The following is a 15,977-nucleotide window of genomic DNA, read 5'->3' on the forward strand; positions in this document are numbered from 1 at the left end:
GTGAAGCTGGACATGCAAAATCGTATGACCGGAATGGGGTAATCCCGGCTCAATCTTGCCAAAATCGTGCGATGACAATTTGGGAGGAAGTACGATGGAAGCGGCGTGCGCAACAGTCAGCATGCGCTGCTACCACAACATCCTGTGCACGGGTGTTAACTGTCAGTGCTGCAGTGTTGATGAGCGTGGCCCTTTGGACTGTGGCGAGCAGGTTGCCCGCACCGTCGTACTGGTATTCGGTGACAGCACCGGCAGCGCTGACGGTTTTACTCAGGTGGCCTGCTGCATCATAGAAGCTGCGGCTGATCAGGTCGTTCGCTGAGCTGGTCAACATGGGCAGCAGGTCGTAGAAGACGCGGGCTGGTGGAGTAACGGGTGTCTCAGCAGGGGCGACGCCCTGTTCTGCCCAGACGGAGGTGCCTTCTGCACCTGGAGTTTCGCCTTTGTTGAACCATTGGGCCAGCCACAGGTGGCCGTTGTATTTGATGACTTCGCCGCCGATATAGGTAACACCAGCACCCCATGGGGCATAGGTGCCTGCTTCGGGAGCCTGGGCCCAGACCTGGGTTTCACCGGGTACATCACCGTGTGTTGGCCAGCGCGGTGTCCAGCGCTGCCCATCATGAATGACGATCTGACCCTCGACATATTCAGGGCCAGCGGACCAGGGAGGATTGGTACCTGCAGGAACCACCTGACTCCAGACATGTTCGACACCAGGGGCAAAGCCAGGCGTGGTTGTCCAGTTGGCTTTCCATATCTGGCCGTCGTGAGTCACTATCTGGTTGACGACATATTCAACACCTGCCATCCACGGACGTATCGTGCCTGGTGCCGGTACTTGCGTCCATACCTTATTGACACCGGGTTCATCACCCAGGCCGGTATCCCAGCGGGCCATATAGACTTGGCCGTTGAAGCTGACAGTCTGGCCTTCCATGTAATACTGGCTGGCGGACCAGGCAGCGACGCTGTCGGGGGAGACGACTTCCAGCCATTTGACGGAAGTGGCGTTCGGCTCACTGCCCTGGGTATCAACCCGTGCCTGGTACACCTTGCCATTGTGGGTCACCTGCTCACCCATCAAGTAGGCTGTATCCGTATTCCATTCAGGCGTGCTGACCGTTATCGGGCCTGGAGCAGACGATGTCGTTCCTCCAGAATTTGTCGGAGGTGCTGACGATACCGGCGGCGTAACCGGAGTGGTTGACGGGGTTGTTGTCGCAGGCACAGCGACGGTATCGGTATTGCTGATCAGTTGCGCGATCTGTGTGGCAGTCAAAGGCACACTGTGCTGTATGGTCTGGATGCGCTGGCCCAGGGCATTGTAGACATACTGGGTGACCTTGCCATCTCCATCGACCATGCCTTGCAGGTTGCCTGCGGCGTCGTAGATGTACAGTTGTTTGACGCCGGTCGCGTCGGTACTGACGCTGAGACGGCCCAGGGCATCATAGCGGTAGCTGCTTTGCGCCTGGCCACCAGCGATGGTGGAAATCAGTTGACCAGCCACATCATACACGGCGGTATCAATGCGGCCATTGGCCTGGGTCTGGGTGATGGTGTGGCCGGCGTCATCATAGTGATTGACAGTGTTGTGGCCGAGGGCGTCAGTGGTCGAGAGCACGCGGCCCAGGCCATCATAGACATAGCTGGTCTGGTTATGGTCGGCATCGACCTTGAGCAGCAGATTGCCTGCGGCATCATAACTATAGCTGCTGACGGACTCTTTGCCATCGACAATACCATTGCCGTTGGCGTCAACGGCGTTATAGCTTGTCATGCTGGTGAGCTGGCCGCGGCTATTGTACTGGTAGTCAGTACGGCTGGTCTGGGCCGGGTTCTGGGCAGCGGCCCAGGTTTCCAGTTGGGCCTGGCTCAGGCTTTGGCTGGCGCTCAATTCTGACTATGACCAATGGTTAATTTGAAACGGGGCAGCTCCTCTGCCACACGCATCACTTCTTGGGGAATAGTCCGAACATTCCAGAATTTGTTTAGGTGAAATCGGAAATAATTTTAACTTCCGTTTTTAATTCTTAAAATCAGCTAAACACATTCCATTCGTTAATTAATAACATCAAAATCTAAGAATATCATTCGGCGCTAGATTTAAAGAAAAATGGGGCAGTAATGCATAGAAAGCATCGGCAATTCACTGTTTGGTGGTATTTAAGCATTTTTTTATGGTGGACTTGAAGCAAGGCGTAAGGCGAACAAGGTGACCGTGGTGACTAACAGGTGCTGGCGTGAGTGAAGCGTTTGTTGCGTCGCTTCGCTCCTAAGAACCTGTTCGAGATCTTTTTTGATCACCCGCGCCGCAAGAGCAAAGTGAGGAATGCCAAATTAACGAATTGCAAGCTGGTATTCAATTGTCGCTCACAGTTTTTCCAAAGGCGATGGCATTTCTCAAGCCAGGCAAAAGAGCGTTCCACCACCCACCGCTGAGGCATGACACTAAAGGTGTGGAGTTCATTGCGCTTGGCAACTTGTACGGACGCCCCCAGAATTTGATGGACACCCTCAGCAAAAGGGCGCCCCGTATAACCACCATCGACAAGCACGCTGGCAACCTTGCCCAAGGAATGCTTGTGCCGCTCAAACGCTTCCAGTGCTCCCTTTCTATCCGTGATGTCGGCTGTTGTCACGGCAATGGCATGAGGTAGCCCCTCTGTGTCAACGGCAATATGGCGCTTGATTCCTGATATTTTCTTCCCTGCATCGTAGCCTTTGTGTTTTGCCGTATCCGTGTTTTTGACACTCTGGGCGTCAACGATCAAAAAGGTGCTGTGTACGTTCCGACCATGTTTGGTACGGGCCGCGCCAACCTGATTTTTTTAAAGCCTGCTCCAGCAGGCTTAACTCACTTCCCAACGGCTTCTCTTTCCATTGCTTAAAGTACGTGTACACCGTACTTTTAGGAGGAAAGTCGCTCGGTATCATGTCCCACTGGCAGCCGCTTTTTAACACGTACAATACCGCGCAAAAAACATCATATAAATCCACTTGGCGCGGCTTGGTTTTCTTGCGTGCGCTCAGCAGAATATCTTCTATCTTCGCAAACTGTTCTCTACTGATGTCGCTTGGGTAGGCTTTTCTCATCACCTAAGTTTACGCAATATTCCTTTTGTTTACAATAAGATCTCGAACAGCCTCTTAGCGGTCTCGATCTGGCACCTGATCAATAATAAATAATGACTTAATAACATTGTAGTATTACCATACAATTAACTTAGTATCGATTTTGGTCGCTCTTGCCTCACATTAAGTTACTGTATTACAACACTAGTGTTGCCTCGGCTCGTCAGATAGCCGGTATCGGTTAGTACACCCATGGAGTAAGCCCTCCAGTGTATTTTACCGCTAGAAGTAGTGAGCTAAATTGAGTTAGAACTGGTACACTAGAAGGCTAGGTGTTAAGCGGCATTGGTCGCCAAGCGCTGCAGGCAATGCCCAATCTGATACGGGAAGTGTAATGCCCGAGCTGTTTGATGCAGCTTTTGTTGGGGAAGTTCGAATGACGGAGCGGAGCTGATCAGTGCGTCGCCCAGGGGTTGTCTGCAGTCTCTGACACCATCATTCCAGAAAGAGGTAATTAAATGTCGGCAAGTTTAAAAGGTGATCGCCAAGCTCTACAGCGGACAATGGAGGCCATCATTGCCAAGTCGCAGCGAAATGCGACAAGACAACCTGAACTGCCAGGGCTGAATGGGCAAACACAAAGCGGTGGCGAAAATTTAACAAAAGTGCTGCCCGAGCGTATCGCCGAGCTTGTCTACAACATTCCTGCCAAACGTCGATTCGATGATTTATTCCTCCAGCCGGAGGTAGTCGAAGAAGTCACGGAATTTATCTACGAGTATTCGCACTCAGCACTGCTGCGTGCCAACTCGCTGGAGCCGCGGCATACAGTATTGCTGGTAGGTCCTCCAGGCAATGGGAAAACCAGTTTGGCAGAGGCACTTGCTACAGAATTGTCCCTTCCTCTGCTCTCGATTCGCTACGACGCTATTGTAGATAGCTTTTTGGGGGAGACTTCGAATCGCCTGCGCAAGCTCATTGACTATGCAACACTCAATCCATGTGTTTTATTCTTCGACGAATTTGATGCTGTCGGGAAAGAGCGCAACGATCCGCAGGAAACCGGCGAAATCAAGCGTGTGGTGAGCTCCTTGCTAGTTCAGATGGACCATTTGCCGAGCCACACATTGGTCGTATGCGCGACCAATCATCCGGAGTTATTGGATCGCGCAGTATGGCGTCGGTTTGAATTAAAACTCGATATTGAACGCCCTGATAGCTCTCAATTAAAAAGATGGTTTACCCGATTTAGCCAATCGTTAAATAGCGTAGACTTGGGTTTAACACCTGATGAATTCGCGGAGTATATGGCCGGTGAAAATATGTCCGAGGTTGAGGCCTTTACCTTGGACGTTAGAAGGAAGATAATATTGTCGAAGGGCAGTGTAACCCCTGCAGATGCTATGCAGCATGTATTAACTCGCCTGAAGAAGCGCCCGACAAACAATATTACTCTCCCAGGGGATCATGGCGAACGAATATCCGATAACCAGGCTGAAGCGCGTCCAAAAAGACGCGCCTCGAATAAAGGGACGAAAGGCGCACCTCCCAAGAAAATTCCCGTATCAAAAGCAGATAGAACGCCTGGGAAATAAATTCGACTCTGCTTTTCGCAACATCGAGCAGTATGAACAAGGCGTAGACGTCTCCATTGATCCCCGAAATGTCGTCCCTGAACGTGCTTTGGTGTTTGAGCTTATCGGGAAAGTAGCTGATTTCGAAGTCGCCGCACAGGCTCTTGGCCTGGAGTGGCTCGGCAGCCAAGATCCTGGGAAATACGAACGGATCTCCCAGGATGACGATGTCGAAGAGGAAGAGGACGACGCCGAGGCTGAAGCCGGGGGAGACGGTGGAGTTCTTTATCTGACGATGCCGAGCTTAAACGGGCTCAAAGGTCTACTGGCTCAATGGAATCGTTATAAACGCGATGAGCCCCCGGCTTATGACAAGCGGGCACTGTGGGCGATGTTCAGCTACCTTGCAGATCTGCGTGTCTGGTCTGAAAAAGACCGAATCGACCCTGCCCTTGCACGCCATATCGGCGCATTAGTCGCAGCTCACCCGGATCGCCAGGTGCTCGTGGAGCTCGATTTCTGGTACCGAAGCGAGAAAGAACGCCGAGATAACTCAATCGAAACGCTTCATCGCCTTCTTGATGAGGCAGGTGGAGAAATGCTCGACCAGGTCGACATTAGCGAGATTAAATACCAGGGCGCCTTGGTAAGCTTACCTGTTGCGGTGGCTCAAGAGCTTTCCAAAGGCAACAAACTGGCGCGGTTCGACGACATCATGACGATCCGCCCACAATCTCTTTATTCTGCAGAGATACCCTCAGAAGAGCCAGCTACTGGCCCTGCTTTCCCAACCCAAGAACCAACTCGCCAGTGCATTACGGCGCTGCTTGACGGCTACCCGGTGAGTGGACATGCTGCGCTCGTCAACCGGGTCACCGTTCACGAAGTGGACGTGCGTGGAGGGAATGTTCCGGCTTTATCCCGTAACCACGGGACCGCCATGGCATCGCTCATTGTCCACGGAGATCTTCAAGCATCAACGGGCGCCATCAGCCGTCCAGTCGCGATCATTCCCGTTTTGACCGATTCGGGCAAGGCCGGCAGCCGAGAGACAACGCCGAAAGGAAAGTTGCCGATCGGGGTAATTTACCGTGCGCTGCAAGCATTGGTTGCCAGCCGCGGCAATCCGGAGTTAGCTGGGGTCACGGTCGTCAATCATTCCATTTGCGACACTTATGCACCGTTTGTGCGGCGACCATCGCCGTGGGCGACATTACTCGACTATTTCAGCCACAAACACCGCCTGCTCTTTATTGTCAGTGCCGGCAATATTGCGGAATCGTTCCCGTTGGGCGATGTGTACGCGGATCTGAACGAATTCAACATCGCACTGCCCGAAGAACGGGAAGCTGCACTGCTGCTTGCAATTAATGAAGCGAAGGCTACGCGCGGGATTTTGAGTCCGGCCGAGGCGATAAATGGCGTGACAGTGGGGGCACTACATATTGATGGCGCGGGCCCGCAGGCCTCGGGGATCGATCCGTATCCGAGTGTAAGGATGACCAACCTGGCATCTGCGACCGGATTTGGTGTCAATCGCAGCTTGAAGCCGGATCTAGTAGAGCAAGGCGGGCGATTTGCCGCAGGCTGCTCTAACATCCAGGGCGGCGGTGGCGTCAAAGTTCATGCCCAGACTGCCGCCGGGATGGGGCATCAAGTAGCGAGCCCGTCGGTGAGCGGTGATCTGACCCACGTGACGCGTACTGCCGGGACCAGCAATGCCGCAGCGCTCGTTTCACGCGCCTGCAATCAAATCGCTGATGCGGTGGAAGACGCTTTCAACACAGATGGTACCAACTGGATAGATTTGCCAACACGGGCGGTAATACTGAAAGCGCTGCTCGCTCATGGTACGTCGTGGGGAGATATCGGGGATATTCTCTACGATGCATATCCGCCTCACGAATCTACCAAGCATGCAAAGCGTAAAGACAGCATTGCCAAATTTATCGGGTATGGCCGCCCTAACCTGGAGCGTATCATCAGCGGCACCGACAATCGGATTACATTGTTAGCAGATGATGAGATTCAACATGACCAACTGCATGAGTATCGCGTACCGCTTCCTACCGCGATGCTCAATACACGGGATGTCCGTTCGATTACTTTGACTTTGAGCTGGTCGACACCAGTGGTGACGCATTCAGTTGACTACCGCGGCGTCGCATTGAAGCTGGTAAATCCCGATGGAAAAAGCGGTTTCTGGAAGGGCGTTGCAAGGCAGCTTCAGCCAGTGCATACAACGAGCGAACGAGGTACTCTGTTGCATATCAAGCTAGAAGGGGGAAAACTCATTAAGACCGCACAGGCAGATGGTATCTTCATCGGTGTCCAGGCGATGGCGCGGCATGTGTCGCAGCATGGTCAGCCAATTCCGTATGCGCTTGCCATCACGCTGGAAATGGGGCAATCGCTTCAGACGGGCATCTATAACGAAGTACAACAAGAAATTAGAGCGCGCAATGCAGCGCGTGCTACTACTAGGGTTGGAGCAAGGACATGAGTAAATTTAGTATTGGTGACTCACTCGGCGCACGTTCGCCAGGTGACATCGCAGAATATCTCAGTTTGATCGGTGATACCGATGCTGCTGTGGAATTCCAGAATGGGCAGGTCTCGGGGCAAGGCCTGTTGGGGCAAGTGAAAGCCTACAAACATATCGGCGCGATTTTAGGGTATTTGCCAGTACCTAAGAGGGGCGAGGTTAACATGCCCATCCAAGGTATCAGCAAGCTTACTGGCGACGTCAAAATTGTAGGAAAGCGAGTGAAAATCTCGCTCGATAAGTTCTACGTCGCCGAGTATCCCGGCTTAGGCACACATCAAATCCTGTGCGAATTCACCGGAAAGAACCAGGTGTCGAATGAGACTGAAGAGCTTCGTTTTGCGCTGCGTTTCAAAGCTGGCGATAAGACCAGCGCAAGTGTGAGCGGAGTTCCTATTTTCATGGGGTTACGGTCGGCAATAACGGCATCTCATTCGAGGGCCGCTCGATCAACGTCAAAAGTAATGGCGATGAGACTATCCTTGATACGCTTGGTGCATCCGCGTTTCAAAACGGTCTTGGTTTGTTAGTGTCCGCTCAGCCCGCACTTAAGCCGTTCACTAGCCTGGCAACGGCAGTAGTCAAATCGATTGCAAGCAAAAATCGAAACACACAGGTTCACAATTTTGTTCTGGGGCTTGATTTCGAAGCGAGCGGTACATCCGCCAAGTTGCAATATGGATCTTATGTCGTTGTTCAGTGTGATGACACCGGCAGTTGGGACTGGAGTAATTACGAGTGGAACCGCGATACGAACACCATAAAAATAAAGGATAAATCAGATGACTTTCCATTCAATTACATGGTCTTCCGAGTAGTACCGTTCGATGAGGACGATGTGGTATCGACTTAATATCGATGTCCCATGTGTAGCAACAGATGGAAGGATTGGGTAAATGCAAATATCGGCAACTGAGTTATGAGACCTTGTCATCAAGCAAGTGCAGAACTATCCTGTGTTTGAGAAACTGATCGAGAAAGGCACGATTGCCAAGAAAGGCGCATGGTACGAGATACTGAATAATGCGGTTTTGAAGCGCTAATCGATTATGCAACCACTGTACGTATCGAAGAAACCAGAACTCTGATGAAGGTTCCCAAGCAAACCAAATTCTAGCAAAAGCGTGCTGCTAGAGCCAAAGCCGTTAAGTTGCACTGAAAACTGACCCACCGTCCGCACGAATTTGCAACGGAATTTGATAATCATCTAGCCGTCCTCCCTTCGGCCTAGCCGAGGAATGAAGTCACGGTACGAATCGGAACTTTATCGAGGAGGAAGGAGGTCATGTTATGTTACGTGACATTGCAGACTACAAAGAACCTATCTCAGTGTCCGAAAATACTTGACCACTACAAACCATTTCCTCACCCAGTCCAACTGGTGGATACAAATTGCTCTCTTGTCCATAAGTACCCCATCAGCACAGTCATCCTTTTAGAGAAAGACTATTGTAACGCCTTTAAAGCTTCAATAAATTTCCAAGGTCTTGTGGATCCGGCACCGTCTGGCACCTTCATATTGATACTCCCGGCCACTGCTGCTGCGAGCGCGCTGCAATTTATTCCATCATTGTTTAGCAGAGAATAGTCTGGGCCCGACTCGCTCCAGATATCGAACTCCTTTAGCACGAGCTTAAATTGATCTTCGTCAACCGTTACGATGAGATCCGTGTCCCAAACCAAGTCTGTCCATTTTTCATCTAGCTTACCACTGACCGACGTGAAGACACTCTTAACTGCCGTTAACGTTCCTCCATCGGGGTAAAGTCCAAATAGGTGCAAATAGACGCGTAATCCTTCTTCAATTTGGACCCCAACTCCCACAAAAGCATGACCTACGCTGTCAATTGCTGCCTTGCGGCCCTGAAACGACACAAAGGGAAATTTCGAAGTGCTGTTCAAATACCGCTCATATAGGTCTTCCATTTTCAATCTCTCAAGTAAGGTTCTCAATCAGGACTCGTGAACTCCTAACTGCATGGAGCTGAAGCTCACATTCATTTTCTGGCATATCACATTAATTACAGTTGACTGTTGCAGCACTCCAATACCATCTATAAAACCAGCCTAGCAACATTTTCGTTCGTAATAATTGACAGTACACTGGGCTTATTTGGTATCTACAGGCGGAACTCCTTCGTCGCATTCTGATGGTTTCGGGGCAAATTTTTGGCACATTGCGACTTCCCGCTTACGCGTTGCGATCGCATATCCTTTCAGAAATTCCTCCTGCCGTGCCAATTGGGCATCGATATCACTTGCAACACGAACGGCAATCACGCAATCAGATGGCGGTGAAGCAAGGAGTTTCGACAAACATAGACCCACGTCTGGCGTCCCTCCAGAAGTGCTACTACCAAGGGCGTGACTAGCTTCGATTTGTATGCCCCCGCCATTTCCAAACGGGTCGGGGACTGGGATTTTAAATCCGCACGGTAGTGTTCCTTTCTGGACAATGCATTGGAAATCAATAACGTTGCGTGTTGGTGTTTGTGCTTGACTAGCCATGCACATTAAGAAACAAAGTCCAATTACCGTAGCAGAAATACATTTTTTTTGCATATTCATACGGCCTCCTTAAGTAAGAATTGAATAGATAAATCTGGTTTAGCGGTTGGTCAATCGGAGGGGTAGCTATGGCGCAAGGGCTGAGATGCGCGACTTCGACAACTCTCACTTTCTGCAAGATAACTGTCCTCTGCGATAACTCTATTGGCCTAATGAGTAAGTCCTGGGGCAGGTGGCAAGAAAACGGCCTTGGGCGCTATAGCTCTGGACCATAATTTCGCATCGCTTGCTGTGCGCATTTCATCTCCTAATTCCTGCAAGATGGCGCCCCTCGCCACCAATAGCGATCGCATGATTTCGGGATAGGCTACAGTACCATCTTTGAGTACTGCTGCCGAAGGCAGAGCGAGTAGTAGGGATTCGTTAAACATGACCGGGCTCTTAATTTCTATGAACCAAGATCGGCCACGCTTGACGATGTATGGGCTTAAAGTGGGAAAGGCGAAAAAGACATCGCTGGCACTCGCTTCTCCAGAATCAAACAAACTCGCGTATTCTTGCAAGCTCAGTGCCGCCGCACCAGTATCCGCCAACACGAGGTGGAGTGCGACGTTTCGAGCAAATTCCGGATGGCGAAGCAACATGCAAGCTGTTACGTGGTACGGCTCACTTGCTAAGTATTTATGGGGAGCGCAGCCTTCCTTCGATGTTGCTGCAATTAGTTCATTCGAAGCATTTGGTTGACCATCGCCAAATTTACCATTGCGCAGTTGATCAGCAGCGAAATCGATTATATAGAGTCCAGACATAAGAGTTTGCTGCGAGATCGCTACGTTAACCGTATCGATCGCTGCCAACAAATTTGCTCGCCCACCACGCTCTCTCACCTCATTCAACTTGCCACCTTTAGTTAAAGTTGCTTCATCCCACAGTTTGAGGCCTGGACCGGACTCGTCGATCAGAGCATTGTATGTTTGAAACAAAACTGAATAATGCGCAAGCTCTGCTACGAGGGGGGCATTGACTGGGATTTCCAAAAGAGGACCAGCGGGCAAAAAATTTGTGTCGCTGAGGCGTAATCCTTCATTTGCCGGAGAATTATCATCCGTCTTACAGGTAAGTCGCGCATAGTGCACATCATGAATAGATCGTGGTGCTGTAGCCAGCGCGCCGATAAATCGCGTAGAGCATGGTTCCCTGAATGTAAATTCAGTCTTTTCGGGATTATTGGGTTTTCCTAGCTGCAACGCGTTGACTGTATAAGCAACCATGGGAAAGTACATTTCCCGATCATTACGCCACATCGCGGATGCATTATCCGGCGTTTTTCGAGCAGAGCGCACCTGTGCTACGTCCCATAATGTTGGAGGTAACATGGGGGCCATCGTGTTTCCGCTACGGGTGATGAAGAGATTATCATTGAGCATTTTTTGGCATTCGGGATAGCTACGATTAACATCCTGGGCGTAGTTTTCAAAATGCGTCTTGCGCGTTATGTACGATTCGAAATAGCCGTTCTTCATTCCCGCCAGCTGTGCCGACTCCACAAATCGGTGGCATTTACTCAAAGGGAGATTGACGTTGGAAAATTGAGCCATCGCCGTTAGGAACTCCACTGAGTCTTGTATACCGTCGAGTTTTGTCATGATCGCTCCCGTTGAAGTCGCAAGTTGCTTCGAGAGATTATCGAGTGCTTCCAGAGTCTTTAATTGAAGGTGCTGGATTTCACCAAGAGCTGCCTTGATTTCCTCGAAGCGTTTTTCCAGCATCGGGTCTCCAGCAAAGCCACCTAGTACACCTCCACCACCTCCACCAAACAAGCCCATTGCGCCTGAGGCGGCTCCTAAAAAGTTTCCACTGAAATAAGCTGCTGCGATGTTTGTTGCTGCTTGAGCAGTACCGATGGATTGAGTTATGCTCGGATCAATCTTAACGCCGAGCGAAGACGCGAGCGCGAGATAGCCCTGCACGTCGTTGAGTCCCTTGGACAATACATCCGGTTTTCTCAGGTCGGAAAGACGGTCTAACGTATTTCTTAACTCGTCCTTCGTAGGAAAAGGAATGCCGGCTCGGTCCAGAGCGGAAATGACATCACTACTTGAGACTGCTTCACCTTGCAAGAATTGCTGCCCGATTTGAATGGCCGACTTCAACGCAGCCTGCTCCAGAGGTTTAAAGTTAGACGAATTTAATACGCGTCGGGCGACAAGGTCGCCCACTGTCTGCAGGCCTTCCGCGGCGGCTCTATATGATGTGAGATATTCCTTGGTTTGAGCAAGTATGGGTTTTGAATTTCCTAATGCGTTGACGACGAGGGCTGTTTGACTCACGATGGACATGCCATCGTGAACTACTTTTTGCAAATCGCCAATCGCGTTTTGCAATTCGGTACTCTCCATTGAATTAATAGCCTGGGCACGGCTAAGGGCGTCTGCCAGTTGACTCTGCAACTGCCCTCGTAATAAGACTGCTGCCTGGCCACCAGCAGCATCGATGACTTGTGCTTTCAGAATGGTCGGGCTAGATGTAAGGACAGCATCCCAAAGGGTCTTATCTCCTTGGGTTAATCGATTCTGCCAATCCTTAAGCGTGGTCTTGGTATTTTTGGCCAGCTCTAAAGTTAATACCGCTTTTAGCGTTTCCGTATTTCGTTGAGTAGCTTGTTGAAACACGGCCTCGCGTAACTTGTCTTCGACTTGAAGTTGTGCGCTTTGGAATGTTTCGAGCGCTAGCGAACTGGTCTGAGTAACTGCGTTAGATGTCCTCGTGATCGAGCCTAACGTCGTGACTACATAGGATTGTAAGCGCAAATTTACTGCCGACTGGAGTGCGTTGGCATTATTCATGAGCGCTTTTTCCGTTGCTACCAACGGCTTAGACTCCATCGATTTTAGCCGAGCTGCTGCTACTTCGGCCGCGATGTCTTGCCCTCCAATTTCACTTCCAATAATAGAGTTCAGTTGGGGGAGGCATCGGCGATGCCGTTCACTCTCAACTTAACGAGCTCCGTTAGTGTCTGGGCCGATACAAATTGATGTGGGAAGCAAATTGTTGCAAAAGTGACGGCTAAAAGGCGATTTCGCATCAACATGATGTTTCCCATTTCTATTCAAAACAAAATCGAGGTTGAAGTGCTATTGAATTTGAAAAAACCAATTAATTGCGGCGGACAGACAGCTGTATTGCTAAATCAGGATTTAGTTATTGTTTCTTATCTTAGTTTGCGTCGATCAATTTTCGAAGGTAAACCAAAGGCAAATCCCTTGTGTCCCTTTTGGGAATAACAACACCCTGGCTTGCAAACCGATTCGCAACATTAAACATAAATGTGATGCAATCATTTTGTGTCAATGAATAGATACCACTGTAAGTGAGTTTCTCTAGGGTCGGAATATTGTAAAAAGGTTTCGCAATGGCCATTGCCGTCATAAAGTCTGCTTTGTTCACCATTAGCACAAGACACTCTTCTTTTGCGGCCGTGTAGTGCTCTTCGCCGGGGTACCCAACGGGTGTCGCCAAGAGTGCGATGTAGGACAATACGCCCTTGACCGCTGAGTTCGTCATGAAACCTAAAGAGAGGATGCGCCTGTCCCCTGCGAGCGATCGATAGCTATACATGACGAAGGCATGCCCGGGAAGGCTTGAAGCCCCAGGAGATGGGCGGGCGCAGGGAGATACCGTGTATTCGCCATCAGCATCACTTTGCTCCCGTAAATCTAGTTCCTTGTGAGGGCCGGCGGTGGCTAAAATTGGGACGAAGAAGAACGTAGCGTGTAGACCTTTAAGTAGCATGAGTGTCTCCGGCCGATAATCATGTCTAATTATTAAGCAAAATTTATTATTTGTATATTTATATTGGTACCGATAGTTGGTTCTGAACCTTTCAATTGCTAAGTTGTTGTACGCAACAAACAATGGAATTTGCTTTTACGATTACTAGTCATCAGCCGGCGATTGTACGGCGCCAGGCAAGATCATATAAATCGAACAGCCACGTTTGGCGGGGAAAAGCTACTCTCAAATACACTGCTTGATCTTGCCCAGCAGCTTCGCCGAGTGCGTGCCGTCAGGTGTCCACACATCATCAAAGTAGTCGAGCGAATTAAGTTGCGCAGCTCGCAGGTGGTTCTGCTGGACGGCGAACGACTTAGCATTCAGCTCAGTCCTGCTAACAGGCAATTCTATTTGCCCTTAGAGATGCCACGCAAGGCACGCTTCAGGTGGTGGGGATCGATCGCCACATCCGAGCCGTCCCAAATAGAATGGCAGTCCCACGCGCCTCTGAAAATCTGACATTTTGAGGCAGGCGCGTGAACTACCCTAAGTCAGCTTCAAATTAAGCAAAATATTACTTTGACATTTCGCGCCAACAATCTGGCACATAAAATGGCACGAATTCATTTACGCGCCACTTTATTTGGCGCGATAATGGCATGAACAGCACTATGCAGACCAAAACATGCCAAAACCCACCCTCCCCAAGAGCTAGACCACCTGGTTGAGCTGATTTCCTTGCACGACAACGGTATTGGCATGGACTCCCTCTTACAAGCCCTCAGTGATCAAATTCCACGCCGCACCTTACAGCGTCGACTGGCCCTCCTCATCGAGCAAGGCCGCATCCAATCTAGCGGTGGAAGCCGTGCATTGCGCTATATGCGCCGCCAAACAGGTCCAGATGCATCAAATGACGATCAGCTCACGACGGCAGGCACCCTATCTTCCGAAATGTATGTACCCACTTCACCGGAAAGCGAGAAAATTAAAGCCTACGTGCGTCAGCCACGTCAGTTACGTACGCCGGTTGGCTACAAACTTGAATTTCTTGAACAGTACCACCCCAACCTAACAGCTTACGTCCCACTGGACCTACGCGAGCAACTACACAAGCTGGGCCGCTCACCAGCTGACCAGGCCCCCGCTGGCACTTTCGCCCGCGACGTGCTGAATCGCCTGCTAATCGATCTGTCATGGGCCTCTTCACAACTTGAAGGGAACACCTACAGTCGTCTCGATACAGAGCGGCTGATCGAATTCGGCCAGGCCGCCGAAGGTAAGAATGCATTCGAAACGCAGATGATCCTGAACCACAAAGAGGCCATCGAATATCTGGTGTGCAATCCAGAGCATGCACAACTCAATACGGACACGATTATTGCCTTGCATGCCTTCCTGTCCGATGGACTAATGGCCGATCCTTCGGCTTGTGGCCGTATCCGTAGCCGTGCCGTGGAAATAGGCGGCAGCGTGTATTTGCCTGTCGCCCTGCCCCAGCGCCTGGAAGAACTATTTGGCATTGTCATCAAGATGGCTGCAGAGATACAGGATCCGTTCGAGCAAGCTTTTTTCCTGATGGTCCACCTACCCTATCTGCAGCCCTTTGAAGACGTCAATAAACGAGTCTCAAGGCTGGCAGCCAATATTCCTTTCATACGCCACAATCTGTGTCCCCTGTCCTTTATCGATGTGCCGCAGCAAGCCTATGTCGATGCCATGCTTGGAGTGTATGAACTAAATCGCGTCGACCTTTTGCTCGATGTTTTTGTGTGGGCGTATGAACGTTCTTGTCAGCAATATGCCGCCGTGAAACAAAACCTGATTCCACCAGATATCTTTCGTCTGCGCTACCGCCAGGCGTTGGCAGAGCTGGTGGCGACCATTGTTCGCAGCGATGCATTTGCCACAGAAACCGTCGTACGTGCAAAAATACCTGCTCAGGTTGCCGAAGCGGACAAGGATCATTTCACCGAATTAGCATTGGCCGAATTCAAAACCCTGCATGCCGGCAATGCTGTTCGTTTTGGTCTCAGACCTCTGGAGTTTGCTGCCTGGCAGGAGAAACATGGCGGTGCGACGTGATTGACAGCCACTTTACGACGAGCAGACGAATTGACTGAACCCATGCCAGAGATAGACGAAACAGCTGCACCAGCACCCTTCTTTGCCCTAAGCAAACTGGACAATGCCCCCGCGTCCAGTCTCGACGGAACATCAGGCATCAACCGTGCAACGTTGACTCCATGGATTACGGCAAGTAACGATTCAGAAGCCATCAAAGCCTGGTTGCACATGGGAAAATGCCGCATACGCATTATCATCGCCGGGTATGCTGAACTTCACGAAGATCTATTCATGACCTTGATTACACTTGCGACTGTTCTCCCGGAATACGCAAAAAGACAATAAAAACACTTGGCAATGATAGTGATTCTCATTTAGAATAAACTTGTTGCCTGCATGACATCCCCGTATCTCGATATCTACTACAGGCT

The 15,977-nt window shown here is 50.5% G+C and carries 11 protein-coding genes; 5 read left to right on the forward strand and 6 right to left on the reverse strand.

Annotated elements, in window-relative coordinates:
• Window positions 1-49: 49 nt before the first annotated feature.
• Both UNDKW_RS29935 and UNDKW_RS29940 read right to left on the reverse strand, forming a co-directional pair.
• Window positions 50-1,900: a carbohydrate-binding protein gene (locus UNDKW_RS29935; protein ID WP_162062215.1), complete on the reverse strand. Its 1,851-nt coding sequence runs from the start codon at window positions 1,898-1,900 to the stop codon at window positions 50-52.
• A 406-nt stretch (window positions 1,901-2,306) separates the two neighbouring features.
• A protein-coding gene (locus UNDKW_RS29940; protein WP_162062212.1) for an IS5 family transposase occupies window positions 2,307-3,099 on the reverse strand; the annotation gives its coding sequence in 2 pieces (ribosomal slippage) (window positions 2,307-2,835 and window positions 2,834-3,099; 795 coding nt in all).
• Window positions 3,100-3,596: 497 nt separating this feature from the next.
• Between UNDKW_RS29940 and UNDKW_RS29945 the strand changes: the two genes are divergently transcribed.
• The 3 genes from UNDKW_RS29945 (at window position 3,597) to UNDKW_RS29955 (ending at window position 7,727) form a co-directional block, all read left to right on the forward strand.
• A complete protein-coding gene (locus UNDKW_RS29945; RefSeq protein WP_232063482.1) occupies window positions 3,597-4,673 on the forward strand; it encodes an AAA family ATPase in 1,077 nt (358 codons plus the stop codon).
• A 694-nt stretch (window positions 4,674-5,367) separates the two neighbouring features.
• Window positions 5,368-7,155 (forward strand): S8 family peptidase, encoded by a 1,788-nt coding sequence (locus tag UNDKW_RS30795; RefSeq protein ID WP_255431560.1) that lies wholly within the window; start codon window positions 5,368-5,370, stop codon window positions 7,153-7,155.
• A complete protein-coding gene (locus UNDKW_RS29955) occupies window positions 7,152-7,727 on the forward strand; it encodes a hypothetical protein (protein WP_162062217.1) in 576 nt (191 codons plus the stop codon). Before UNDKW_RS30795 ends, UNDKW_RS29955 begins: the two co-directional genes overlap by 4 nt.
• 916 nt (window positions 7,728-8,643) lie before the next feature.
• Here the strand turns inward: UNDKW_RS29955 and UNDKW_RS29960 are convergent.
• The 4 genes from UNDKW_RS29960 to UNDKW_RS29975 form a co-directional block, all read right to left on the reverse strand.
• Window positions 8,644-9,123, reverse strand: a complete 480-nt coding sequence (locus UNDKW_RS29960) for a hypothetical protein (RefSeq protein WP_162062218.1) — start codon at window positions 9,121-9,123, stop codon at window positions 8,644-8,646.
• A gap of 183 nt (window positions 9,124-9,306) precedes the next feature.
• Window positions 9,307-9,765 (reverse strand): hypothetical protein, encoded by a 459-nt coding sequence (locus UNDKW_RS29965; protein ID WP_162062219.1) that lies wholly within the window; start codon window positions 9,763-9,765, stop codon window positions 9,307-9,309.
• 149 nt (window positions 9,766-9,914) lie between these two features.
• Window positions 9,915-12,551 carry a hypothetical protein gene (locus UNDKW_RS29970; protein WP_162062220.1) on the reverse strand — a complete coding sequence of 879 codons (2,637 nt, stop codon included), beginning with the start codon at window positions 12,549-12,551 and terminating at the stop codon, window positions 9,915-9,917.
• A 370-nt stretch (window positions 12,552-12,921) separates the two neighbouring features.
• A complete protein-coding gene (locus UNDKW_RS29975; protein ID WP_162062221.1) occupies window positions 12,922-13,497 on the reverse strand; it encodes a hypothetical protein in 576 nt (191 codons plus the stop codon).
• Window positions 13,498-14,238: 741 nt separating this feature from the next.
• On the opposite strand from UNDKW_RS29975, the gene UNDKW_RS29980 reads away from it, so the two are divergent.
• Window positions 14,239-15,564: a Fic family protein gene (locus tag UNDKW_RS29980; protein WP_162062222.1), complete on the forward strand. Its 1,326-nt coding sequence runs from the start codon at window positions 14,239-14,241 to the stop codon at window positions 15,562-15,564.
• A 30-nt stretch (window positions 15,565-15,594) separates the two neighbouring features.
• A complete protein-coding gene (locus UNDKW_RS29985; RefSeq protein ID WP_162062223.1) occupies window positions 15,595-15,891 on the forward strand; it encodes a hypothetical protein in 297 nt (98 codons plus the stop codon).
• Window positions 15,892-15,977: the final 86 nt, after the last annotated feature.

This window comes from Undibacterium sp. KW1 (assembly GCF_009937955.1).
Lineage (GTDB): Bacteria > Pseudomonadota > Gammaproteobacteria > Burkholderiales > Burkholderiaceae_D > Undibacterium.

Coding starts and splice junctions, on each gene's coding strand:
- UNDKW_RS29945 (WP_232063482.1), top strand. CDS start 3,597: ATGTCGGCAAGTTTAAAAGGTGATCGCCAAGCTCTACAGCGGACAATG.
- UNDKW_RS30795 (WP_255431560.1), top strand. CDS start 5,368: ATGACGATCCGCCCACAATCTCTTTATTCTGCAGAGATACCCTCAGAA.
- UNDKW_RS29955 (WP_162062217.1), top strand. CDS start 7,152: ATGAGTAAATTTAGTATTGGTGACTCACTCGGCGCACGTTCGCCAGGT.
- UNDKW_RS29960 (WP_162062218.1), bottom strand. CDS start 9,123: ATGGAAGACCTATATGAGCGGTATTTGAACAGCACTTCGAAATTTCCC.
- UNDKW_RS29965 (WP_162062219.1), bottom strand. CDS start 9,765: ATGAATATGCAAAAAAAATGTATTTCTGCTACGGTAATTGGACTTTGT.
- UNDKW_RS29970 (WP_162062220.1), bottom strand. CDS start 12,551: ATGAATAATGCCAACGCACTCCAGTCGGCAGTAAATTTGCGCTTACAA.
- UNDKW_RS29975 (WP_162062221.1), bottom strand. CDS start 13,497: ATGCTACTTAAAGGTCTACACGCTACGTTCTTCTTCGTCCCAATTTTA.
- UNDKW_RS29980 (WP_162062222.1), top strand. CDS start 14,239: ATGGACTCCCTCTTACAAGCCCTCAGTGATCAAATTCCACGCCGCACC.